The following is a 21,813-nucleotide window of genomic DNA, read 5'->3' as shown; positions in this document are numbered from 1 at the left end:
TTCATCACATGCGAAAAATATCTTCCATGTTATAAAAAGTGGAAAATAAATTTCATTTTGAGAGGATCCTATCAATGTCAGCACTGCCTTCATTAGAAACCCTGCTACAGCAGGAAGCTGAGCACCGTTTACCGCAGTTTGATTTCGATTTGGCCTGGCAAATTGGTCAAGGCATTCAACAGCGTGGCCGCGAAATGAATGCGCCAATTGCTATCGAAGTTTATGCTTTTGGGCAGGTGCTGTTTCTGGCGGCGTTACCCGGTTCCGCGCCCGAAAATCTGGAGTGGATGCGTCGTAAACGCAACACGGTGCTGTTGACCGGCCACTCTTCGATGTATGTAGGGTTCGCTAATGAGCAGAAGGGCGAACGTATGGCGCAGCAGCGCAACATTCGTCAGGAAGATTACACCGATCACGGTGGCTCCTTCCCGCTGCTCAGCCCGCAGGGCGCGATCATTGGTGCAGTCAGCATCAGTGGCTTACCTTCTGAAGACGATCATGCTTTAGCGCTGTGGGGAATCAACCAACTGCTGCGCTAATTCCGGCGCAATGAGACGTCATCGAGCACAAAACTGGAAAGCCGGTTTAGCGAAAATGTTAATGGTTGTTGGATGAGGGGAGTGATACAGAGCGGCCTGTTTTTTAAATTCCGGTGAATGCTTACGACTGCTCATTGTTGAACCCCCTACTCGTTGGCATGGTGTCCAATTTTCGGAATTTACTTCAGAGATTGCGCCGCTATTCTTTGCACAGAAAGGATTAGCGGCGCGTTGATGACTGACGAGAAGCCGTTATTTCGCTGCCGGTACTTTCAGCTTATCTCCCGCATCCGTGGCTTTGCGCAGCGTGGCAACATCGCTGGCTTTCACCTCGGCAGCCTCGTTGCCCCATGAATTGCGCACGTAGTTGAGCACATCTGCCATCTCTTGATCGTTCAATTTCCATGAGAAGGCAGGCATACCGGCAGACGTTGGGCGTCCTTTGGTGTGCGGCGCTCGCGCCCCATCCAACAGCGCATGGATCATGTTGGTGGGATCATTCTGCATCGCGGTGTTACCCGCAAAAGCCGGCACCATACCCGTGATACCCTCTCCCGACAAGCCATGGCAGGCTGAGCAGTCCACCTCATAGCGCAGTGCCGCCTGATCGTGTTTCGTCTTATCCATCACAAATGCAGTTGGCTTAGCCGTTGCAGAAGCGGGCAGGCTGCGCAAATAGGTGGCAATGGCTTTCAGGTCCTGATCATTGAAATATTGCGTTGAGTGCTCAACCGCTTCTGCCATCGGACCGGCCGCAACACTCTCCCCGTTGGAGCCGGTTTTCAGGTATTCCGCGATCTGCTCATCGCTCCATTTTCCGATGCCAGCATGAGGATTCGGCGAGATATCAGGTGCATACCATGTCCCTAAGTTGCCACCTTGCAGATACTGGCTGCTGATCTCTCCTCCTAACGCATTACGTGCGGTGTGGCACACACTACAGTGCGCGGGGCCGTCAACGATGTACTTACCACGGTTCCAGGCATCATTCTGCGCACTCTGAGGCTTGAACGCACTGTTATCGAAGAACAACAGGTTCCAACCCGCCATCGCCAGACGAATGTTATACGGGAAGTTCATGCCTGCGTTTTCGTCGATGGCATTTTTCACTGGCTTCTGCACAGAGAAATAGGCCCAGAGATCGTGCATGTCGGCATCGCTCATCTGCGTATAAGCGGTGTAAGGCATCGCAGGATAAAGGAAGCCGTGTTCGCCGCGTCCCTGACGGACCGCATTAAAGAAATCGTGCTCTGTCATGTTGCCGATGCCGGTTTCACGATCGGGTGAAATGTTGGAGGTTTGCAGTGCACCAAATGGGGTGACGATCTTGTAGCCGCCGGAAAAATCCGCCTTGTGGCACGCCGCGCAATCCGCCAGGCGCATCACATATTCGCCACGTTTAATGGCATCTGCATCACTGCTGTGGAAATCGGCTAACCTGACCTTATCATTAGCCACATTTGAACGTGAGCTGTCCATCACCACCCACATTCTGCCGGTCACGCCAATGACGGCGACCACGGCCAACGCCGCGAGGGTATAGGTAATTTTCTTTGCCTTCGCCATGATTATGCTCCCACCAGCGGTGCCGGATTATTGATGTACTTCTGGTGGATAGCTTGCGCCGCACGCACCGCCAACGCACCCACGGTGACTGTTGGGTTGTAGCCGCCATTGTTGGGGAAGGCCGAGGCACCGACCACAAACAAATTATGCGCATCCCAGCTTTGCAAGTAAGTGTTGAGCGCGGAAGTACTCGGATCGGCACCCATGACTGCGCCGCCAATGGTGTGCGAGCTGTGCTGCATGTAAGGGTTCCAGCTTTTCTCGGCTTGGTTATCGACCACAATGTGCTGACCGCCGACTTCTTTCATGATGTTGATCGCGCGATCGGTAACAAATTTCGCCATACGCTGATCATTTTGGTTCCAGTCGAATGTCAGGCGGAGGAGGGGTTGGCCGTAGCGGTCTTTATAGTTGGGATCGAGATCGAGGTAAGCTTCACGCATTGGCATCGACGTGCCCTGACAGAAGATGGTGCCCGCCGTTTGGTAATCACGCGCATAACCGGCCTTCCATTCGCTTCCCCAGCGTTTGGTGCCGGGACGCAGGCCGTTCATGTTTTGAATCGGACGGCCATTGGTGGAGAAGCCCATAATCCCCGCGCCACCAATAAAATCGAGGTCGCTATGATCGAAGTTGTCACCGTTAAAATCATCGATCTGCACGGCTAAAGCACCGCCGCCGATAAACGGGTTCATGTATTCGTTATCAAAGAAACCGGTCACGCTTGAACACGTCTGATAGTTGTAGTTGCGACCAATGGTGCCACGGCCGATGAGCGGATCGTATTTCTCACCGACGCCGGAGAGCAGCATCAGGCGCACGTTATCCATCTGGTAAGCGGTGAAGCAGACGACATCGGCAGGCTGGAAACCTTCCACGCCATCCTGAGTGACAAATTTCACGCCTTTCACGGTTTTGCCATCTTCATGCTTCACGGCATGCAGGACTTCTGTCTCCGTCAGCAAGGTGAAGTTTGGACGGCGCATCAACACCGGTAAAATACAGGCCTGTGGCGACGATTTGGAGAAGTTACCGCAGCCGTGGAAATCGCAGAAACCGCAATAGGTGCATGGCCCCATGCTAACGCCTAATGGGTTAACATAAGCTTGAGACAGGTTGCCAGCGGGTACCGTGAAGGGGTGATAACCCATGTTCTCGGTGGTCTTGCGATATTTGCTCATCCAATGGGTATCTTTGAGCGGTGGCGTTGGGTAATCCCGTTTGCGGGCGCCCTCAAAGACGTTGCCGCCCGTGCGTTTTTCACCGTTCAGATTTCCGGCGTAGCCCGAGGTGCCAGCGATGCGCTCGAAGCGATCGTAGAAAGGTTCCATTTCGTCATAGGTCACGCCCCAGTCCTGCAACTGTAAGCCAGCCATCTTTTTCGCGCCGTAACGCTCACGCGTCTGTGTCGCGACTTCAAAATCCCACGGTGTGAAGCGCCAGGACATGCCTGCCCAGTGCGTGCCTGCTCCGCCCACGTTCCAGCCAAACTGATACGCGGACCAGTTGCGCACCGGTGCGGCAAGTTGGTCGCTGCGGTTGCGGAACGTGGTGGTTTCGACACTCATCGGCTGTAAAATTTTGCGGCGCGTGTGGAAACGCAGTTCATCGGCATCAATCGCCACTGGGAAATCGGTAGAAGTGTCTCGCCACGCGCCACGTTCGATACCGACCACATTTAGCCCGGCGCGGGTTAACTCTTCCGCCATCACCGAACCGGCCCAACCCATACCAACGATCACCACGTCAGCCTTATTTCTCTCTAATGACATTGACTCAGCTCCGGGGTATTAATCGTTTGGGATCAGACTGACAGGAATAAGCGCCAGGTTTTCATTGCGGCGTTCGATATAAAGGCGGTAGTCATAGCGGGCACCAGGAAAACCAATCATCTTCCAGCCCGCCATGTTTTTATTACCGCCGTAAATCGGATCGGCTAAATAACCTTCCCGGGCGTTCTGTAGCATTAATTCAAAGAAGGCCTGGCTATTCACCTGTGCCCCCAAATCGATTTTTCCGTCTTCCATTTTTGTGAGGAAATCATCAACCTGCTCAGCATTTAACGCATGGAAGGAGGATTGATATTTTTTTTGTGCCCAGTTTTCCAGCGCTTTTAAACCTGTTAAATAACGTTCCTTTGGTGCGGAGAGAAATTGAGGGCTGCCCATAATTTTTTCTTCGTTTTCGGGATGCAGTGGAGCTTGCAAATAAAGCGCGGCTCCTGAACCGTAATCCCCCGCTAACTGATTATCGAGGAACTCAATACAGCCCGCTTCAGTAGCTGAAGGCCCTAGCTTATCGGCCGGGATTAAACGAACAAAAATGGCTTGTAGATTCTGGCGATCCAGTGGGTTGGTGAGCACCTGGTAACCGTCTTGCCACGCTGGCTGTGGCAAATGGTCGGCACTGAGCTGGGTTTCCAGCGGCACATTGTGCAGCTCTTTGGCGCGGAGTTGCGGTGCCACGGCAAGTGAGGCGACAATACCGCTCAGCGAAAAGAGCGCTTCTCTTCGGTTCATACTTCTTTCCCTTAATCATTCCATCGTCTGATGGACACGGCAGATTAATATTGACAGTGCACGACGTTCCGGACATTCAGACATAGACCGGCCACACGTTAATTAGCGCGCAGCCGTCCACGACGAATCCATGTTCGTTATTATGATTTCTCAGAAAGTATTGAAAGACGTTATGCGCGTGTTGTTAATCAACACGCGATTCCGTAGGCTGGATTTTTCCCGCCATTGCCAAATGTCTTCACGGAAAACCCGTTATTCGGGCCTCCTTTATTTTTAATAAATATATTTTTTCATGTCGTCGATGCTGTGACGGGCAATATCCCAGAGATCATCTTCCCAGTTGCGCGGGCTCAATAATTCCGGTGACCATACGCCGTTGTATCCCGTGGCTTTCACTGCCGCCACCCAGGCTGGAATATCAACATCTCCCTCACCGGGCGCGTAATTGCGCTGGACCCATTCGTCCCAGGCTTCGCCCGGATAGGCGGCGCGACCATCACAGAAATGCACACCGTAGATCAAATCCTTGTCCATGCGCGCCACTTCATCCGGTGTGGTGCCACCGCCGGCGTGCAGGTGCCAGAAATCGACCACCACGCCAAGGTTATCTTTGCCACTCTGTTTAATCAGATCCAGCGCGTGTTGCAGTGAATTGAAGGCAGTGAAGGCCACCACTTCTATCTGGAATTTAATGCCATGTGGCTTGCCGATATCGGCGATGGCGCAGAGGTTTTCCAGCAAGATGGCGTCACGTGCGGCGTCTGGCAGATGATCTAATTCGGTTAACGCCATAATTTGCACCACCGGGCAGCGCAGTTCCACGGCCGCCTGCACCACTTTCTCCGCTTCACGCAGCAGGGCGGCACGTTCTTCTGGCTGGAAACGACCCATCCGCTTCAAAGCATTAATGCAGGTGATCTCAATCTGATACTTCGCCAGCAGATCACGATATTTTGCGTAACTACCGCCGTTATCCAGATAGCGATACAGATGTTCAGGCAGAATCTCCAGTCCGCTGTAGCCTGTTTCGTGGGCGATGCGTAACTGAGTGACGGCATTGCTGTACCAGACAGAAACACCATGCAGTGACAACTTCATCTCTCCTCCTTGTTACCTCAGGGTTTCAGGTGAGAGCGTCGTAAGCGCAATTCTCCCTGAGACCAAACACCACCTGGAGTGGCCTTTCCGTCAATCAAGCGGTTGAGGGCTTCATTGACAATTAAATCCAATCGCTGGCTAAACGTGGTCAGTTGCCAGCTGGACAAACTGGCTTCATCGATATCATCAAAACCCACCACCGCCATAAAACGGTTGCCTGCATGCTCTTTAAGCGCCGTCAATGCGCCGAGTGCCAAAATGTCGTTCTCACAAAACAGGGCGTCAACCCGCTGCTGAGGGGCGTGCGCGTTGAGATAATCACTCAGCACTTCATAACTCCGCTCACGAGAGTACTCGCCTGCAGTGAGCAGTAATTCCAGCGTCAATCCAGCCTCCTGAAGTGCCAGCTGCAGGCCTTCCAGGCGTTGGGTATGATGGCTGCTGGTTTCCGGTCCCATCATATATCCGATACGGGTGTAGCCCTGTGCCAGCAACAGTTCGCCCAGCTGTTTACCCGCGCGTAAACCGTCAACGTTCACCACATCGATATCGGGCTCGTCATTGTTTCGGCACACCTGCACCAGCGGAATCTGATGCATCTCGCGCGCCACGCTAATCAGTTCGTCGGTTAACACGGTGCCGAGAAACAGCAGTCCATCCACTTGCAACTGATCGGCGAGCGTCAGCACGGCGCTATAATTTTTTCCGCTACCAATATTCAGCAACAACGCCATATAGCCGCGCTGTTGCAACTGACGCGTGACCATGTCGAGCATCAGCATCGAGTGAGGATTCTTCATCTCATCGATCACCACGCCGATAATGTGCGTTTTCTTCTGCGACAGGCTGCGCGCCAGCAGGTTAGGGCGATAGCCCAGCTCCACCGCGATTTTCAATATCTGTTCACGCGCCTTGTCAGAGATGGATGCACCGGGCGTGAAAGCGCGGGATACGGTCCATTTTGAGACGCCGGCAAGTCGTGCGACATCACTTGCTGTGGCTTTGTGGGGCTTCTTTGTTGGTTTATTCATAGCACCTGCGTAGGGATAAAAAGGCGGAGTCCCCTGCATTGAACGTGAAAGCCAACTGAAAATAAACACCTAAGCGCAGGCAAATGGGGCAAATGACATCGAATAACCCTGTTTTTATGATGTTACGATTATGTTTGATCTTTGCACCCGATTGCAATGAGTTTTGCATTCGGGTGCAAATTTAACGGTTTTTGTGATCTTCTTCGCTGAATTGCATGTTGCCAGATTGACTAAAAAGTCGGCATCGCTGACATTCAGCCCTTGTAAGCACAAGAATCATCCTTTTTATGCCCGATTCTGATGCGATTTGCACTCGGTAGCATCTCGTGAAGTACGGCAGTACGTGCAGTGCAATGGATTCCAGTGCGTGAATAAATAACAAGAATCAGCAGTAACAGATAAGAACATCTACCCTCAACCTAAATTGCACCCGGGTGCAAAAACAGGAGTGACTATGTTAAATGGTGAAAAACGCATTCCACGCCCGCTCCGCTGGGCAATGATCGGTGGCGGCCGCCTGAGTCAGGTGGGATATAAACATCGGTCCGGTGCCTTACGTGACAATACCGCCTACCAGATGGTCGCCAGCGCCTTTGATATTGATGCTACGCGTGGGCGCGAATTTGGCGTCAATCTTGGACTTGCGCCGGAACGTTGTTATGACGACTACCAGCAATTGCTTGAGGAAGAGGCAAAGCGTGACGATGGGGTGGAAGTGGTATCAATCGCCACCCCCAATGGCACCCATTATGAGATCACGAAAGCGGCGCTGAATGCCGGTATTCATGTGATTTGTGAAAAACCGCTGTTCTTCACCAGCGCGGAAGCGCAGGAGATTAAAGAGCTTGCAGAGGCGAAAAAGCTCATCGTCGGCGTGACATACGGCTTCTCCGGCCATCCATTGTTGATGCAGATGCGAGCCATGATCGCCAACGGCGAGATCGGCGAAGTGCGTATGGTGGAGCTTCAATATACCCACGGCTTCAGCGCCAATGACAGTGCCGATAAATTTAGCGAAGCACAGAAATGGCGTGTCGATCCAAAAATCGCCGGTCCCTCGTTTGTACTGGGCGATATCTCCACTCACACCTTCTACATCTCGCAGCTGGTGCTGCCGCAGCTGAAAGTCAAATCGCTGCTGTGCGATCGCCAAAGCTTTATTCCCTCACGCGCACCGCTGGAAGATAACGCGATGGTGCTGATGCATTACGACAACGGGGCGGTAGGGCGCATGTGGGCTTCATCGATCAACGCCGGTTCAATGGACAGCCAAAGTATCCGCATTATCGGTTCACGCGCCAGTCTGGAGTGGAGTGATTACAACCCGGGCGAATTGAAATACGAAGTGCAGGGCCAGCCAAATCAACTGATGCATCACGGTATGCCGTATTTGCATGAAAGTGCGCTGGCGGATGAGCGTCTGGGTGCATTGCATACTGAAGGCCTGGCCGAGTCCTGGGCCAATATCTACCTGAAATTCGCCATCGCTATCAGTGCCACCCAGCGTGGCGATCAGCACACGCTTGATAACCTGATCTATCCCGACATTAATGCCGGGCTGGAAGGCGTGCGCTGGATTGAAAACTGTGTTCGTTCCGCCGACAACGGCGCGACCTGGGTCAACTACCAATAAGGACTGCCATGAAACTCTCTTTTTGTACCGACAGCCTGGGGCATCTGCCGTTTGAGCAAATGCTGGACAAACTGCTGGAACTGGGTGTTTACGGCGTTGAAATGACGACGGGTGGCTGGTCCTCTGCGCCACATTTGCCGACAGAAGCGTTACTGGGCAGTGCCACACAGCGTCAGAACCTGTTGAAAGCACTGGAAAGCCGCGGGATGTCAATTGCCGCTCTGAATGTATCGGGTAATCCGCTGGATCCCGGTGAACTTGGTCAAAAGCATCAACGCGATACCGAAAATGCCCTGGCGTTGGCGGGTGAGTTGGGGGTGAAGAAAATAGTCATGATGAGTGGGTTACCGCCTGCCAGCCCGCATGACACCATTCCCAACTGGATCACCTATACCGTGAGCTGGCCGCCAACATTGAAAAACTGCCTCGACTATCAATGGAATGAAGTGGCGATCCCTTACTGGCAAGGGCTGGTGGTGCGTGCGAAGCAAAGTGGGGTAGAGAAGTTTGCGCTGGAGAACTTCAGCTCCATGCTGGTGTGGAATCCAGAGACCCTGTTCCGGCTGCGCAATGCGGTGGGCGACATGGTAGGGCTGAACCTTGATCCCAGCCATTTACTGTGGATGGGCGCCGATCCGATTGCCGCAGCTCGGGCGCTGGGGCCGGCGATTCATCACTGCCATGGTAAAGATGTGCGGATGGAACGGGGTCTGGTCAATATCAACGGTCTGCTGGAAACCAAACCGGTGGAGGATGTAGCAAACCGCGCCTGGAACTACGTTGCTGTGGGCTGCGGCCAGGATTTGCAGTGGTGGAAGGAGTTCTTCTCGGTGGTCCGTATGATGGGCTACAACGACTGGGTCTCACTGGAAATGGAAGATCTCACCATGTCGGTAGAAGCGGGCGTCACCTCATCGATTGCCGCGTTGAAACAGACCATCAGTCAGTAGGCGTTGAGCGCGGCGTGCTGCCGCGCTGTACATCCCGCATCCGCTGCCCGATACTTCGTGTTTATACGAACTATCATGAGGCAGCCTATGCTGGAAAATCACCCGCAGCGCGATGAAATCCGTCTGGAAAATGTATTGGCCGCGCTCGGCAATCCCCTGCGTATGAGTGTGGTCGCTATCCTGGCGGAGGGGGGTGAGCACACGTGTGGATCGCTTCTGAAGGGCGTGTCCAAATCCACTCTAACGCATCACTGGCGCGTGCTGCGCGACAGTGGCGTCATCTGGCAGAAACCTTCAGGCCGTGAAAACCTCTTGTCACTGCGTCGTGACGACCTGGACGCACGCTTCCCCGGGCTGCTGGACGCATTTCTTACGGCGACCACGCAGGATGGTCTGACGCGTGGCACCGTCAACGACTTTCACAGCTCAGCGTCTTAATCCGTTTTTGGCCGCAACAGATAGCCGGAGCGCACATCACCCTCAATATAGCCAAATGCGGATGCGCCAAAGTGCATGCCTGCTACCCGCGTTTTGTCCCTTGATACCTGTTCGATAATCGCTTTGCGCGTGGTTTCAGCCAGTGCCGGATCGTTATCAAAGGAAATGGAAACGTCTGGTCGAGCTAACTGGATATGCGGGTAATGCACAATATCGCCCCAGATCAGTAGACGTTCATTGTCGGAATCAATCAGATATCCGGTATGCCCCGGCGTATGGCCTGGCAGACTGATAGCCTGGATATCCGCAGTGATATTATTCTGCTCAATCAGGTGCAGGCTGGGCCGATAGGCCTCGAGCGTACGACGCACCAGCAAGGCATTTCTCTGAGTGCGTTCGTTGGCTGTTTCAAGCTTGTCATCATCCCGCCAAAATGCCGCTTCAGCCGTAGAGAGATAAAGTTGCGCATTAACAAAGGCGGGTTGACCGTTGGCTTTTAGTAATCCGCCAATATGATCGGGATGGCAATGCGTGAGCAACAGAGTATCAATGGCGTCGGGGTTAACACCCAGCGCTAACAGATTAGGCTGCAATTCCCCGCCAATATGATTGACGGCGCCCATGCCGCTATCAATCAAGATCGTGCGTCCTTCACCGCGAATCAGATAACAGTAAATATGAATATCACCCGGCACATCGATACCCGATTGCGCTTGAATTGACTCTGCGCTGGGGATATCAATGCCGGAGAGCAGCGTAAGGCTGGCTTTCATAGTGCCATCACTGATAGCCGTGACCAGATAGTTACCCACGCGTTGTGAGGAGAAATGTTTGACCATCATTACCGCCTTTGTTCTTCACCGAAAGAGAAAGCGCTGTTTAATCATTAAGCTGCATCAGCAATGAAATATTGCAGGGAACCGGCGGGTGTGACTATCATCCTTTTCGACTGAGTTGAGACCGAAAAAGCTGTGGACATTAAATTATTGCGATCTTTTGCGACTGTGGCGCTGCTGGAACATGTCGGTCAGGCGGCGGAAAAGCTGCATATCTCGGCATCCCCGCTGAGCAGGCAAATTCAACAACTTGAGAGTGAACTCGGCGTCACGCTGTTTCATCGTGAGAAAAAGCGTCTGCGATTGACGGAAGCAGGGCGAAAATTTCTGGATGAGGTCACGCCTTTTCTGCAACATCATGCGCGTCTCACCGATTATGGCCGCAGCCTGACGCAGACGGCCAGGGGGCGTCTGGATATTGGTTATGTTGAGGCGGCGATACATTCGCGCATACTGCCATATGCCATTGCCCGGATTGATCAGCAAAGCGGCACCGCTATCCATCTGCACGCGATGCGATCCCAGCAACAACGCGAATTACTTGAGGAAAGGGCGCTGGATGTAGCGCTACTGCATACCCCTCCCGAAAAGGGCGACTGGTTTTTGCAGAAAAAAGTGCTGACGGAACCGATTCTGTTAGCCATGCCAAAAGCACAAACCATCGCTACACCCACACCGGCAGATTTACAAAAACAGCGCTGGATAGCCGATCATGCGCACCTCAATCCAGCTGCGCGCGCCCGCTTACTGGCTGCATGTGAGCAAGCGGGTTTCCAGCCGGATATTACCTTTGAGGTGAACGGGCCGCTGGCTGCCCTGGCCTGCGTGGAAGCGGGCCTGGGGTTTACCTTCATTCAACAAAGCCTGGCGAGTCGGGTCGCAGATACCGTTTCATTGGTGATGCTGCCGTGGTTACCGCTGGAGATAACCTTATATGCTGTGTGGCGGAAGGACGATAACAGGCCGCAGATTCGGGAGTTTATTGACGCGCTACCGAGGAGGGATGCGCTCACTTAGTCGCGGCAATGAGCTGTAGCCGATGCGTGCTGATATCCTGATCCGCTAAGCAATGAAAACCCAACCGTTCATAGAAGGAATACGCAGCGTGCGGTGCATGGGTATTGATCAGAGCAAAATGGATGACCGCATCCTGAATGATCTGTTGCAGTAACAACGTTCCCAGCCCCATGCCGCGATAACATTGACCTAAATAGAGATGACGAACCCTGCCAGCCCGACAATTTGTCATGAATGGGTCCTGATTCAGCCCGCCAACACCAATCAGTTGATGGCATGAAAACAGCCCCAATAGTTTTTCGCCAGGGAGATCGAAACAATTGGTGCCGTTGCGCCAATTATCATCGAGCCTGCGAAGCATATTGAAACCCAGGTCGATGCTCTCCGCTTTGAGTGACGAAAATCCGGGGACATACGGGGTGATGGTTTCAACGCGCAGATTCAATTTCTTCTCCTCTCACTGTTGCAGTGGCGACGGGCGTTTTACAACGGCTGTTGTATTTGCAACTTCTCACCCGTTAAGTAACGCTCCCATCTCAATAAAATCAACTGCTTAAATTCATGAAAATCTGGCACAGCTGCTGCATTACCCTTTATATATCGAAAAGATAGAACTTGATTGAAATTCATATTTTTAAGCTATATATCGACAGGAGAAGCCGATGTCAGATAAGAAACCCCTGCAATTTGCGTACTGGGTGCCCAATGTGTCCGGTGGATTGGTGATCAGTCAGATTGAACAGCGCACCCGTTGGGACGCGGAGTATAATCGCGAACTGGCAAAAATCGCTGAAAAGGCAGGATTCGACTATGCCCTGACGCAGATCCGATTTACTGCCGGATACGGTGCAGATAACCAGCATGAATCGGTGACCTTCTCACAGGACTTGCTGAGCCATACCTCAACGCTCAAAGTGATTGCCGCGCTGCTGCCCGGCCCATGGAATCCCGTGCTGGCCGCCAAGCAGATCGCTACCATCAGCCATCTTTACGGTCCACGCATTGCCGTTAACATTGTCAGCGGCTGGTTCCGGGGCGAATTTAAAGCGATTGGCGAACCCTGGCTCGATCATGAAGAGCGTTACCTACGGTCTGAAGAATTTATCCATTGCCTTAAAGGTATCTGGCGTGAAGACAGCTTCACCTTTGCCGGAGACTTCTATCGCTTCCGCGATTACGCATTAAAACCCAAACCTCTTTTACCTTTACCTGAAATCTTCCAGGGCGGCAGTTCCCGTGCAGCGCGTGATATGGCGGCACGCGTGTCGGATTGGTACTTCACCAACGGCAATACGCCGGAGGGCGTTCAGCAGCAAATTGAAGACATTCAGGTGAAAGCCATCACGCAAGGACATCAGGTTAAAATTGGTTTAAACGGTTTTGTCATCGCCCGCGATACAGAGCAGGAAGCACAGTCCGTCCTGCAGGAAATCATCGCCAAAGCCAATCCGGATGCCGTTAAAGGTTTCCAGCATGAAGTAAAAAACGCGGGAAGTGCGTCACCGGAAGGTGAGGGCAACTGGGCAAAATCGTCGTTTGAAGATCTGGTGCAGTATAACGACGGCTTTAAGACCAATTTAATTGGCACCCCACAACAGATCGCTGAGCGCATCATGGCGTTGAAGCAGGCAGGCGTCGATTTATTGCTGCTGGCCTTTTTGCACTTCCATGAGGACGTTGAGTTCTTTGGCCGCGAGGTGATTCCGCGAGTGCGTGAACTGGAACGTCAGGAAAGCCGGGTCTCCGCCTGATATCAAATATGGCGGGCGCGGCCCGCCAGTAGCGCCATCATCATCTGAACCACGGTAACCGCCAGTAACATGATCAGCGGCACCAGCCAGTTACCGCTGGCATCATGTAGCATACCGAAACACAGCGGGCCAAGTGCCGCCAGCCCGTAACCGACGCACTGCGCCATGCCGGAGAGTTTTGATGCCTGGCGATGATCCTGGGTGCGCAGATTAAACAGTGAAAGACTGATCACCAGTGACGCGCCTGCGCCCAATCCTGCCAGAATCAGCCACAAAAGTGACCATGACGGCAGCAGCAGCAAGCCGACCACCGCAACAAAGATCAGGAATGAAGCGATAAAGCCAATAGCGCGCTGATCTTTCAGGCGTTTGAGGGCGCTCATGCAGGCGAGATTGGAGACGATAGCGACGATCTGATAGACGAACAGCATGCCGCCTGCCTAAATCTGGCTAATACCGTTGTCTTGCGCAAACGGGGTGAACCAGCCAATCAGGGTATAGAACAGCAGTGACTGACTGGCCATAAACAGCGAAACTTGCCAGCCCAATGCTGAGCGCCAGGGCGATCGCGTCACGCTGTGGGTTGCTGCGGCGTGCACCTGCGGCCCCGACTTTTTCAGATAAGGTAGCCAGGCGAGCAGTGCGATAAACACGGGCACCAGCCACACCGCGAGCGACAGACGCCAACCTGCGGAGCTGATTTCAGCCAGCGGCACCGCAATCCCTGATGCAATACTGGCTGAAATCCCCATCACCATGGCATACAACCCGATGTAGCGTGCCGTGTGCTCAGTAAAGTCACGCTTGATCAGCGGGGGCAACAGCACGTTAGCGGCGGCAATACCGGAGCTCAGAATTAGCGTGCCCGCCCACATGGCATTTTCACTGCCGGTAATGCGCAGCAACGACCCCAGCGTGATCAGCAGCAGCGAGCCCCACAAACTGCGTTCCAGGCCAAAGCGATTACCAAACCAGGCGGCAGGCGGTGCCAGCGTGGCAAACATCAGCAGCGGTAAAAAGTTGATCACGCCTGCGGCACTGGCGCTCAGACCAAAACTGGCGCGGATATTCTCCAGTATGGGGCCGGTGGCGGTGATCGGCGTGCGCAGGTTGGCAGCAGTAAGCAGCAACAGAAACAAAAAAAAACCCGCGCGTCGCAGGGCTGGATTTTGGGCAATAGTGGTATGGGACATATTTGCGCACCATAGAGTTGAGGCAGAACGATTCTGCATATGGTGCGTTGATTGACGTTAACGCTTACGCAGCAGTTCATTTCCGCTGGGGAGGGGAATACTAACGAGGGACGTTTGACATGTAAAGTTTCAAAATCCATCAAAGATAAAATCAATAGAATCTTTGATTTGCTGGCGATAAGGGCGCGCATCCATCACTTGTTTTCCTAACAGAGATGCGGGCACACTTGCCATTTCATGGGTCATGACGAGATAGCCTTCTCCCTCAATTTCGATGACGGGGTTAAGCCGTTTTACCTGACCAGCCTTAAGTCGATTCATAGGGTACAAAGGAATGACAATACGCGTTGTGAGCTGATCAATGATATCGCTTTGAACATCGACCAGATAAGGGTAAGCACTGTTTTTACTGGTGTTGTTATAAATCATGTACTGCATATTTAGAACGTCCTGTGTTCATCCGACAATAAACCATGCTCTTCAGTTATGCGGTTCAGTTCCTGTAAACCGGCACTATTTTCTTGTTTCCATTTTTCTGCAGCGGCTACCCGTATTTCTTGTCGCAAAGCCTCAGCAAGAATCGCGGATAAGTTTAAACCGGCCTCTCTGGCTTGTTGCAATAGCATGGGTTCGACGGTGACGCTGACGGTTTTCTTCTGGTTTACACTGGTATTAGGCATAAATCCCCCGTGTGGACTACACGTGTAGCAATGTCGATGAGTATGGATGAAAACTCAATTGCCATCAATCCAACAAAAATAAACGTTATTGACTTGCCTCTCGACCTATCCGCGTCCACTTTTAAAGCCTCTGTTCAACACAAATGGATGCACGATGCTTTGGTTATGGAATACGCTGATCCTGCTGGCGTCAGTGGTGGTGATGGAAGTGGTGGCGGCACTGTCGCATAAGTACATCATGCACGGATGGGGCTGGGGCTGGCATTTATCACACCATGAACCGCACGACGGCAAATTTGAACTCAACGATCTCTATGCCGTGGTGTTTATGTTCTTGGCGATTGCGCTGATCTACATCGGCGTAAACGGCTACTGGCCGCTGCAATGGATTGGTGCGGGCGTAACCTTGTACGGCGCACTCTATTTCATGGTACATGACGGGCTGGTGCATCAACGCTGGCCGTTCCGCTATATCCCGCGCAAAGGTTATCTCAAGCGTCTGTATATGGCGCACCGCATGCATCATGCGGTGCGGGGCCGCGAGGGGTGCGTCTCATTCGGCTTTCTCTATGCGCCGCCTTTGCATAAGTTGCAGGCGGCGCTGCGACAGCGGCATAAATCCGTTAACGCGGACGCTGCCACAACCCCTCAGGACGCGACTCCGGACGAGTCAAACGTGAAGTAAGCGCCAGGCCAGCACCTTTCACCAGCAGCGCCAGTTTTTCGCCGCTGCTGGTGCGTTGTCGCGCATCCCAGGCATGTGCGCCTGCATGTTGCACCTTCACCCCAATTTCACGATAGACGCCGCGTGCAGTGGCGATGGCCCATGCGGAGCGCAGCGGCAATCCGGGTAAGCCGGAACGAGCAGAGTGATAATAGGGTTCTGCTTCGCTCACCAGTCGCGCGGCCAGTGGTGCCAGGGCAGCGCGATGTTGCGGATCGGCCAGATTCTGGCCGGTTAAGCCCGCTTGGTCCAGCCAGCTTTGCGGCAGATAGCAGCGCCCATTCTGCGCATCTTCAACGATGTCGCGGGCAATGTTGGTGAGCTGGAAGGCGAGCCCCAGATCGCAGGCGCGATCCAGCACCGCTTCGTCACGGACGCCCATCACACGGGCCATCATCAGGCCCACCACTCCCGCGACGTGATAGCAGTAGCGCAGAGTATCGTCGAACGTCACGTAGCGCGCCTCACGCGCATCCATCGCAAAGCCTTCCAGGTGATCAAACGCCAACTGTGGCGGCAACTGGTGAATTAACGCCACCTCCTGGAATGCTTTGAACGCGGGTTCATCCATGTGCGCACCGCTGTAAGCACGGCGGGTTTCAATTTGCAGATGCAGCATGCGCGCTTCGGCATCTTCTACCACATGTTGTGTGCCGCCTTCGCCCAGCGTTTGTCCATCAATCACGTCATCGCAGTGGCGACACCACGCGTACAGCATCAGCGTGCTGCGCCGCGTGGGCGCATCGAACAGTTTCGCGGCGGTGGCAAAACTCTTTGAGCCGACCGCCATGGTCTGAGTCACTTGCTCTAGCAGGGGTTGGCGATTCATCCAGCGAGATCCTCCTGCATCAGTTGCGCAGTGGCTTTCGCCGAGCCAATCACACCGGGTACCCCGGCGCCGGGATGTGTGCCAGCACCAACCAGATAGAGGTTGGCGATATCCGCATCGCGGTTATGTGGGCGGAACCATGCGCTCTGCGTCAAAATCGGTTCCAGCGAAAACGCTGAACCCTGATGGGCATGCAGCGTGTCGCGAAAATCAAACGGCGTAAACATGCGGTGCGTCACCAGTTGCTGACGTAGTCCCGGCATATAGTGCTCCTCCAGATAAGCAAAAATGCGATCGCGTAAACGCGGTCCTTCCTGTTGCCAGTCGATCGCCGCCGTGCCGAGATGCGGCACCGGTGCCAATACATAGAAACTGCCACAGCCTGCCGGAGCCAGTGATGGATCGCTGGAGCAGGGTGCATGCAGATAAAGCGAAAAATCGTCTGAAAGCTGGCTGCTGTTAAAAATCTCGTCGATCAGCTCACGATAGCGCGGGCCAAAGCACACGGTATGATGCGCCAGCTGTGAATGCGGGTGATTCAGACCGAAATAGAGTACAAACAGCGAATTGCTCATGCGTTTACGTTTCAGTGAGGCCGCACGTTTGCTGGCGGCAGGATGCCCACGCAGCAACCGATCATAGGTATGCACCACATCGGCATTCGACGCCACCGCATTAGCTGCAAACCGGCGACCATCTTTCAACTGTACGCCACTTATGCGATTGCCCTGGGTTTCAAGCTGACTCACTTCGGCGTTGAGCAACAATTCGCCACCCATGTCGGTAAACAGCTTAGCCAGGCCTTGCACCAGCGCTCCCGTGCCGCCACGTGGGAACCATACGCCCCATTCGCGTTCCAGCGCATGAATCAAGGTATAGATCGAGGACGTTGCAAAAGGATTACCGCCAACCAGCAGCGAGTGAAAAGAGAATGCCTGACGCAGGTGATCGTCCTGTATAAATTTTGCCACCATACTGTAAACGCTGCGCCAGGCCTGCAAGCGGCCTAACTGAGGGCCAGCATGCAGCATGTCACGGAAATGCAAAAAAGGCACAGTCCCCAACTTAAGATAACCCTCTTTGAAAACCTCGCGTGAATAGGCGAGAAACTGCCGATAGCCTGCGACATCGGCCGGGTTGAAGCGGGCAATTTGCTGCTCCAGCAACGGTTGATTATTGTCATAGTCGAGCTGTTTGCCGTCTTCCCAGCATAAGCGATAGAAAGGCGTAACCGGCATCAATTCAACATAATCACTGAGCGATTTACCGGCCAGCGTAAACAGCGCTTCAATCGCTGTCGGGTCGGTGATCACTGTCGGTCCGGCATCAAAAGTAAAGCCCTGTTCCTGCCATGCGTAGGCGCGTCCGCCGGGTTTATCGCGCTGCTCAAGTAGCGTGGTAGGAATGCCAGCTGCCTGCAGCCGGATAGCCAACGCCAGGCCGCCGAAACCGGCGCCAATCACATAAGTACGTGTCATTATTTCTTCCCTGGTTTAGAAGAGGTCGTCATCAGTGCGCGCACCGCTTCGCCAATCGGCACCGGCGGTTTGCCACATAAAATGCGCGCTTTATCGCCGAGCTGGAGTTGCCCGGCGTAAAAGCGGCTGATTAATCCGGCATTCAGCCGATAAAAGCGCTGCATGACACGCCAGCGCTGGTCCGGGTGCCCGGCCAAGAACAGCATTCGATTGAGCAGCCGGAAAAAACGCTGTGTTCGCCACTGCTCGCGTGCAAACTGTTCGATGGCGCGACTGAGCGTTGTCGCATCACAGGGCAACAGTTGGGCAATGCGGTCAGCCAGCGCCAGTGCTGTGGGCAACGAGTAGCCCGTGGTGGCGTGAAACAAACCGGCGCGCAATCCACTGCACGGTTGACCACGCTGTTGCAGCCAAAAGGCATCAATATCGCCACTCAATGTTATTGGCAGTGAACCTTGCTCCTCACGCAGCAGAAGGCTCAAGCTCCAGTGATGCGCTTTGGCGTAATCGGCGATATTCAGCCGCGCGGTGTGCTCTGTCAGCGTGGGCTGATTAATGTAGTGCGTATCTTCAATTAAAAGACGATCTGTACTCAGCGGTAAGGTGTAAACAAAGCGGTAGCCCTGTTGTTGATCCACTGTCGCATCCATCAAGATCGGTTGTGTTAAACCGTGAGGCCTAGCCAGATGCCACTCCTGACCGATAAAGGCTTGATAGCCGAGTTGAAGATGCGGCGTGTGTTGCAGGCCGCGACCATCAATCACCACCGCAGCATGCAGTACGCGATGGTCGGCCAGGGTGACCTGAGTGGGGCGCACCTCATTCACCGGGGTATTGATCCAGAGATCATCCGCCATGACCTCATAAAGCCGTTGGGCAAAATCTGCAGAGGTGATTGAGCAATATTCTCCGCTGAGATTGCGGCGCAGTGAAGGGAATCGCACCTGATAGCCGGGCCAGCGGTGGGCAATCAACGGTTGCAGCCACTGTAGCTGATTGGGGCTGAGATCGTCCTGATGAAAGGACCAGGTATGATTACCTGCCGGATGCGCGTGACTTTCCAGCATCAGAATGCGCAACTGGGGTTGGCGCTGACGCAGCTTCAGCGCAATCAAGCCATTAGCCAGGCCGGCACCCACTAAAATCACGTCATAATTCTCGGGCATCAGGTCGCCTCCGCCAGCACAACACGGTGTTGCCCCAATGCCTGCTCAACGATGTCAGCGGCGCGCTCGCAACCGCCTGAGCGCTGCAGCTGCGCCTGAATCGGCGAGATACGCAGCCGATAGCCGTCATCCGTCAACAGTTGCTGCATGTGCTGCTCCAGCTGATGCACGCGGCTAAAGCGAGACGCGCGATGACCGACACCGTGCCAGGCAATACGTGACGCCACGCCGGGTTGGTCAAAGGCCAGCGGCAGCGCCAGCATCGGGGTGCCCCATTCCAGTGACTCTAACGTGCTGTTGAGTCCGGCATGGGTGATAAACAGCTGCGCATGTTGCAGCGCGGCTGGCTGATCGAGAAAATCCGTCACCCACGCCGCACCGGCGTGCTTAAGCTGCTGCACCTGATTGGCGTCCAAACCGCCACAATGGGCAATCACCAACGAGAGCTGCTGGTTGCGGCACGCTTTTGCCAGATGCAGGAACAAGCGAAAACGATGACCTTGCAAGGTGCCAAAAGAGGCATAAACCACCGGCTGTCGCAATTCTGGCCAGGGCGCGCTGGCACTGCGGGGAGGATTCGATGCCTGCAGCAGACCCACAGCGTGAAAATGGCTGGGCAGATGCTGGCGCGGAAAATCAAATGCCGGAACGAGTTGGCTAATCTGCGCCAGCGGTGACAAACATTGATGCAGGCTGTGGCGATCGGGTAAACCCCATCGTTGCGCATGGTGGCTGATCACCGCGCCATGGCGCTGCATCAGGCGATCATAAATATCCTGACTGGCCTGAAAACGTTGCAGTGATTTTTCATCCTGACCAAAGCGAAACGGCATCACCGCCAGCGGTATGCCAGGCTCGCGATTCACCGGCAGCGCGCAGGCCACTGAAACAAAGGGAAGGTGCAACGCTTCTGCCACTAAGCCACCCGCCGCTTCCATCTGATCGGCAATCACACCATCGACTTGCAACGAGGTTAAACGCGCAGGCAGTTCACGACACAACATATCGGTGCTGGCGGCGATATCACTGATTACCCGCCATAACGAAAGGGGCGAGGCCAGATGCTGTAACACCCGTGCCAGAGAACCGGCGGGATGGCTGCGCTCACCTACGGTGCTGAATCCTATACATTCATCCGTTAGCAGGAGACGTGCATCATCCTGTTGCACAAAGGTGATGCGATGACCGCGCGCAATCAGCGTCTGTGACAACGCCTGCAGCGCGTGAAAATGGCTATACAGTGGCGGCGCAATCACGGCAAAGTGCCCCATCGGCAGTCCCGCGATCAGTGAAACATCGCCAGCTGTTGATTAAACAGGGCGTGCATATATTGGCGGGTCGCTATGCCACGATGGCAGGCGCAGGCGAGGTGCGCATCGGCACTGCGCAGATGTTCACGCAAGCGGCGCTCAGCACCTTCGGCCCCCAACATCTGTACCAGCGTCGATTTACCCTGATCCTGATTAATGTCCTTGCCGGTGTGTTTGCTGCCGTCGGCGAGATCATCGAGCAATTGGAAAGCCTGACCCAAATCCTGCGCGAAATAGCTGAGCTTCTGGCGCATAGCGGGGGTTGCTTCCGCGGCAATCGCCGCCATTTGCAAGGTGGCTCGGAACAGCACGCTGGTTTTGAGTTCATTGGTTAATGCGACGGCTTCCGGGCTACGCGATTGCGCGCCCTGATGCAGATCCTGGAATTGACCCTGCACCAAACCTTGTAAACCCACGGCAGAAGAGAGTTCGGCAATCGCCTCTGATTTCTGCAGGGCGGCTAAACCTGGCGCAACGGCGATCACTTCAAAGGCGCGGCTCAGCAGGGCAATCGCCGCCAGAATCGCCACGCTTTCGCCAAATTCGCGATGCACCGTTGGGCGCCCGCGTCGCATCTGAGCATTGTCCATGCATGGAATATCATCGAGGATCAACGACGCGGCATGCACCATTTCAACTGCGCAGGCGAGATCAAGAATGCCCTGTTGCGATGCTTTGCTGCCCATATCTCGCGCAGCCAACAGCAGCAGCAGTGGACGAATGCGTTTACCCGGTGCCAGTGCACCGGCGCGCATGGCGGCACGAACTTGATCGCTCGGCTGACCCGCAGGCAGCAGTTGCTCAAGATGCGTCTGCAATAATTGCTGCAAAGAGTGTAGTTCGTGTTCCGGGCTTGCGGTGATGTCGACATGGGCGGTCATAGCGGCTTTCCATGGTAAGTTGAATTGTTATGGTTTTTTTATTAACCGTAGACTGCGTAAGGTGAGTTCGCCAGCGCGCTCAACGCATTACGGTAAAAACAGATCCGAAATAAAACCTGATTCTCCACCAGGATTCATTGCACTTTCCCCGTGATCGTATTAGCGAAAAAAGTA

General features: G+C 54.1%; 21 protein-coding genes and 1 pseudogene. 7 read left to right on the top strand and 15 right to left on the bottom strand.

Annotated elements, in window-relative coordinates; translation table 11 throughout:
* The first annotated feature begins 74 nt into the window (after positions 1-74).
* Positions 75-539 (top strand): heme-degrading domain-containing protein, encoded by a 465-nt coding sequence (locus tag AC6I8L_RS24120; protein ID WP_034830236.1) that lies wholly within the window; start codon positions 75-77, stop codon positions 537-539.
* A gap of 252 nt (positions 540-791) precedes the next feature.
* On the opposite strand, the gene AC6I8L_RS24115 is transcribed toward AC6I8L_RS24120, so the two are convergent.
* The 5 genes from AC6I8L_RS24115 to AC6I8L_RS24095 form a co-directional block, all read right to left on the bottom strand.
* A complete protein-coding gene (locus AC6I8L_RS24115; protein ID WP_058961998.1) occupies positions 792-2,105 on the bottom strand; it encodes a c-type cytochrome in 1,314 nt (437 codons plus the stop codon).
* A 2-nt stretch (positions 2,106-2,107) separates the two neighbouring features.
* Positions 2,108-3,877 carry a GMC family oxidoreductase gene (locus AC6I8L_RS24110; protein ID WP_058961999.1) on the bottom strand — a complete coding sequence of 590 codons (1,770 nt, stop codon included), beginning with the start codon at positions 3,875-3,877 and terminating at the stop codon, positions 2,108-2,110.
* Between the two features lie 18 nt (positions 3,878-3,895).
* Entirely contained in the window at positions 3,896-4,624 is a 729-nt protein-coding gene (locus tag AC6I8L_RS24105; RefSeq protein WP_058962000.1) for a gluconate 2-dehydrogenase subunit 3 family protein, read from the bottom strand.
* A gap of 273 nt (positions 4,625-4,897) precedes the next feature.
* Positions 4,898-5,722 carry a sugar phosphate isomerase/epimerase family protein gene (locus AC6I8L_RS24100; RefSeq protein ID WP_058962001.1) on the bottom strand — a complete coding sequence of 275 codons (825 nt, stop codon included), beginning with the start codon at positions 5,720-5,722 and terminating at the stop codon, positions 4,898-4,900.
* Between the two features lie 17 nt (positions 5,723-5,739).
* Positions 5,740-6,753 carry a LacI family DNA-binding transcriptional regulator gene (locus AC6I8L_RS24095; RefSeq protein ID WP_058962002.1) on the bottom strand — a complete coding sequence of 338 codons (1,014 nt, stop codon included), beginning with the start codon at positions 6,751-6,753 and terminating at the stop codon, positions 5,740-5,742.
* A 454-nt stretch (positions 6,754-7,207) separates the two neighbouring features.
* Between AC6I8L_RS24095 and AC6I8L_RS24090 the strand changes: the two genes are divergently transcribed.
* From AC6I8L_RS24090 to AC6I8L_RS24080, 3 genes are all read left to right on the top strand, one after another.
* Entirely contained in the window at positions 7,208-8,386 is a 1,179-nt protein-coding gene (locus AC6I8L_RS24090) for a Gfo/Idh/MocA family protein (RefSeq protein ID WP_058962003.1), read from the top strand.
* Between the two features lie 8 nt (positions 8,387-8,394).
* Positions 8,395-9,336, top strand: a complete 942-nt coding sequence (locus tag AC6I8L_RS24085) for a sugar phosphate isomerase/epimerase family protein (protein ID WP_058962004.1) — start codon at positions 8,395-8,397, stop codon at positions 9,334-9,336.
* Positions 9,337-9,423: 87 nt separating this feature from the next.
* Complete coding sequence (locus tag AC6I8L_RS24080; RefSeq protein ID WP_058962005.1) at positions 9,424-9,774, top strand: ArsR/SmtB family transcription factor; 351 nt, start codon at positions 9,424-9,426, stop codon at positions 9,772-9,774.
* Here AC6I8L_RS24080 and AC6I8L_RS24075 read toward each other — a convergent pair.
* Positions 9,771-10,616, bottom strand: a complete 846-nt coding sequence (locus AC6I8L_RS24075; RefSeq protein ID WP_082678153.1) for an MBL fold metallo-hydrolase — start codon at positions 10,614-10,616, stop codon at positions 9,771-9,773. The genes AC6I8L_RS24080 and AC6I8L_RS24075 overlap by 4 nt on opposite strands.
* Positions 10,617-10,745: 129 nt before the next feature.
* Here AC6I8L_RS24075 and AC6I8L_RS24070 point away from each other — a divergent pair, with 129 nt between their 5' ends.
* Entirely contained in the window at positions 10,746-11,627 is an 882-nt protein-coding gene (locus AC6I8L_RS24070) for a LysR family transcriptional regulator (protein ID WP_058962007.1), read from the top strand.
* Here AC6I8L_RS24070 and AC6I8L_RS24065 read toward each other — a convergent pair.
* On the bottom strand, positions 11,620-12,072 hold the full coding sequence (locus AC6I8L_RS24065; protein ID WP_058962008.1) for a GNAT family N-acetyltransferase: 453 nt from the start codon (positions 12,070-12,072) through the stop codon (positions 11,620-11,622). The two genes, AC6I8L_RS24070 and AC6I8L_RS24065, sit on opposite strands and share 8 nt — an antisense overlap.
* A 217-nt stretch (positions 12,073-12,289) precedes the next feature.
* Here AC6I8L_RS24065 and sfnG point away from each other — a divergent pair, with 217 nt between their 5' ends.
* A complete protein-coding gene (sfnG, locus tag AC6I8L_RS24060) occupies positions 12,290-13,378 on the top strand; it encodes a dimethylsulfone monooxygenase SfnG (RefSeq protein ID WP_058962009.1) in 1,089 nt (362 codons plus the stop codon).
* 2 nt (positions 13,379-13,380) lie between these two features.
* Here sfnG and AC6I8L_RS24055 read toward each other — a convergent pair.
* The 3 genes and pseudogenes from AC6I8L_RS24055 to AC6I8L_RS24045 form a co-directional block, all read right to left on the bottom strand.
* Positions 13,381-14,571 (bottom strand): annotated as a pseudogene (locus AC6I8L_RS24055) (CynX/NimT family MFS transporter).
* Between the two features lie 129 nt (positions 14,572-14,700).
* A complete protein-coding gene (locus AC6I8L_RS24050; protein ID WP_058962010.1) occupies positions 14,701-15,009 on the bottom strand; it encodes a CcdB family protein in 309 nt (102 codons plus the stop codon).
* A 2-nt stretch (positions 15,010-15,011) separates the two neighbouring features.
* Entirely contained in the window at positions 15,012-15,251 is a 240-nt protein-coding gene (locus tag AC6I8L_RS24045; RefSeq protein WP_058962011.1) for a type II toxin-antitoxin system CcdA family antitoxin, read from the bottom strand.
* 154 nt (positions 15,252-15,405) lie between these two features.
* Here AC6I8L_RS24045 and AC6I8L_RS24040 point away from each other — a divergent pair, with 154 nt between their 5' ends.
* Positions 15,406-15,936 carry a sterol desaturase family protein gene (locus tag AC6I8L_RS24040; RefSeq protein WP_058962012.1) on the top strand — a complete coding sequence of 177 codons (531 nt, stop codon included), beginning with the start codon at positions 15,406-15,408 and terminating at the stop codon, positions 15,934-15,936.
* Here AC6I8L_RS24040 and crtB read toward each other — a convergent pair.
* Genes crtB through AC6I8L_RS24015 form a run of 5 tightly spaced genes read right to left on the bottom strand, consistent with a single transcriptional unit; the run spans position 15,875 to position 21,639 of the window.
* Positions 15,875-16,804: a 15-cis-phytoene synthase CrtB gene (crtB, locus tag AC6I8L_RS24035; protein ID WP_058962013.1), complete on the bottom strand. Its 930-nt coding sequence runs from the start codon at positions 16,802-16,804 to the stop codon at positions 15,875-15,877. The two genes, AC6I8L_RS24040 and crtB, sit on opposite strands and share 62 nt — an antisense overlap.
* Positions 16,801-18,282 (bottom strand): phytoene desaturase, encoded by a 1,482-nt coding sequence (locus AC6I8L_RS24030; protein ID WP_058962014.1) that lies wholly within the window; start codon positions 18,280-18,282, stop codon positions 16,801-16,803. The genes crtB and AC6I8L_RS24030 overlap by 4 nt, the downstream gene beginning before the upstream one ends.
* A complete protein-coding gene (crtY, locus tag AC6I8L_RS24025; protein ID WP_058962015.1) occupies positions 18,282-19,448 on the bottom strand; it encodes a lycopene beta-cyclase CrtY in 1,167 nt (388 codons plus the stop codon). Before crtY ends, AC6I8L_RS24030 begins: the two co-directional genes overlap by 1 nt.
* Positions 19,448-20,719, bottom strand: coding sequence for a glycosyltransferase (locus AC6I8L_RS24020; RefSeq protein ID WP_498014601.1), 1,272 nt, complete (start codon positions 20,717-20,719; stop codon positions 19,448-19,450). The genes crtY and AC6I8L_RS24020 overlap by 1 nt, the downstream gene beginning before the upstream one ends.
* 14 nt (positions 20,720-20,733) lie before the next feature.
* Complete coding sequence (locus tag AC6I8L_RS24015; RefSeq protein WP_058961625.1) at positions 20,734-21,639, bottom strand: polyprenyl synthetase family protein; 906 nt, start codon at positions 21,637-21,639, stop codon at positions 20,734-20,736.
* Positions 21,640-21,813 lie beyond the last annotated feature (174 nt).

The sequence above is a fragment of the Type-E symbiont of Plautia stali genome (assembly GCF_059731115.1).
This window is presented reverse-complemented; position numbering and strand designations above follow the sequence as displayed.

Excerpts from the sequence above, each read along its gene's own strand:
- AC6I8L_RS24105 (WP_058962000.1), bottom strand. The coding sequence starts at position 4,624 with ATGAACCGAAGAGAAGCGCTCTTTTCGCTGAGCGGTATTGTCGCCTCA.
- AC6I8L_RS24050 (WP_058962010.1), bottom strand. The coding sequence starts at position 15,009 with ATGCAGTACATGATTTATAACAACACCAGTAAAAACAGTGCTTACCCT.
- AC6I8L_RS24100 (WP_058962001.1), bottom strand. The coding sequence starts at position 5,722 with ATGAAGTTGTCACTGCATGGTGTTTCTGTCTGGTACAGCAATGCCGTC.
- AC6I8L_RS24120 (WP_034830236.1), top strand. The coding sequence starts at position 75 with ATGTCAGCACTGCCTTCATTAGAAACCCTGCTACAGCAGGAAGCTGAG.
- sfnG (WP_058962009.1), top strand. The coding sequence starts at position 12,290 with ATGTCAGATAAGAAACCCCTGCAATTTGCGTACTGGGTGCCCAATGTG.
- AC6I8L_RS24115 (WP_058961998.1), bottom strand. The coding sequence starts at position 2,105 with ATGGCGAAGGCAAAGAAAATTACCTATACCCTCGCGGCGTTGGCCGTG.
- AC6I8L_RS24090 (WP_058962003.1), top strand. The coding sequence starts at position 7,208 with ATGTTAAATGGTGAAAAACGCATTCCACGCCCGCTCCGCTGGGCAATG.
- AC6I8L_RS24020 (WP_498014601.1), bottom strand. The coding sequence starts at position 20,719 with ATGGGGCACTTTGCCGTGATTGCGCCGCCACTGTATAGCCATTTTCAC.
- AC6I8L_RS24045 (WP_058962011.1), bottom strand. The coding sequence starts at position 15,251 with ATGCCTAATACCAGTGTAAACCAGAAGAAAACCGTCAGCGTCACCGTC.
- AC6I8L_RS24085 (WP_058962004.1), top strand. The coding sequence starts at position 8,395 with ATGAAACTCTCTTTTTGTACCGACAGCCTGGGGCATCTGCCGTTTGAG.
- AC6I8L_RS24030 (WP_058962014.1), bottom strand. The coding sequence starts at position 18,282 with ATGACACGTACTTATGTGATTGGCGCCGGTTTCGGCGGCCTGGCGTTG.
- crtB (WP_058962013.1), bottom strand. The coding sequence starts at position 16,804 with ATGAATCGCCAACCCCTGCTAGAGCAAGTGACTCAGACCATGGCGGTC.
- AC6I8L_RS24015 (WP_058961625.1), bottom strand. The coding sequence starts at position 21,639 with ATGACCGCCCATGTCGACATCACCGCAAGCCCGGAACACGAACTACAC.
- AC6I8L_RS24095 (WP_058962002.1), bottom strand. The coding sequence starts at position 6,753 with ATGAATAAACCAACAAAGAAGCCCCACAAAGCCACAGCAAGTGATGTC.
- AC6I8L_RS24040 (WP_058962012.1), top strand. The coding sequence starts at position 15,406 with ATGCTTTGGTTATGGAATACGCTGATCCTGCTGGCGTCAGTGGTGGTG.
- AC6I8L_RS24080 (WP_058962005.1), top strand. The coding sequence starts at position 9,424 with ATGCTGGAAAATCACCCGCAGCGCGATGAAATCCGTCTGGAAAATGTA.
- AC6I8L_RS24110 (WP_058961999.1), bottom strand. The coding sequence starts at position 3,877 with ATGTCATTAGAGAGAAATAAGGCTGACGTGGTGATCGTTGGTATGGGT.
- AC6I8L_RS24075 (WP_082678153.1), bottom strand. The coding sequence starts at position 10,616 with ATGATGGTCAAACATTTCTCCTCACAACGCGTGGGTAACTATCTGGTC.
- crtY (WP_058962015.1), bottom strand. The coding sequence starts at position 19,448 with ATGCCCGAGAATTATGACGTGATTTTAGTGGGTGCCGGCCTGGCTAAT.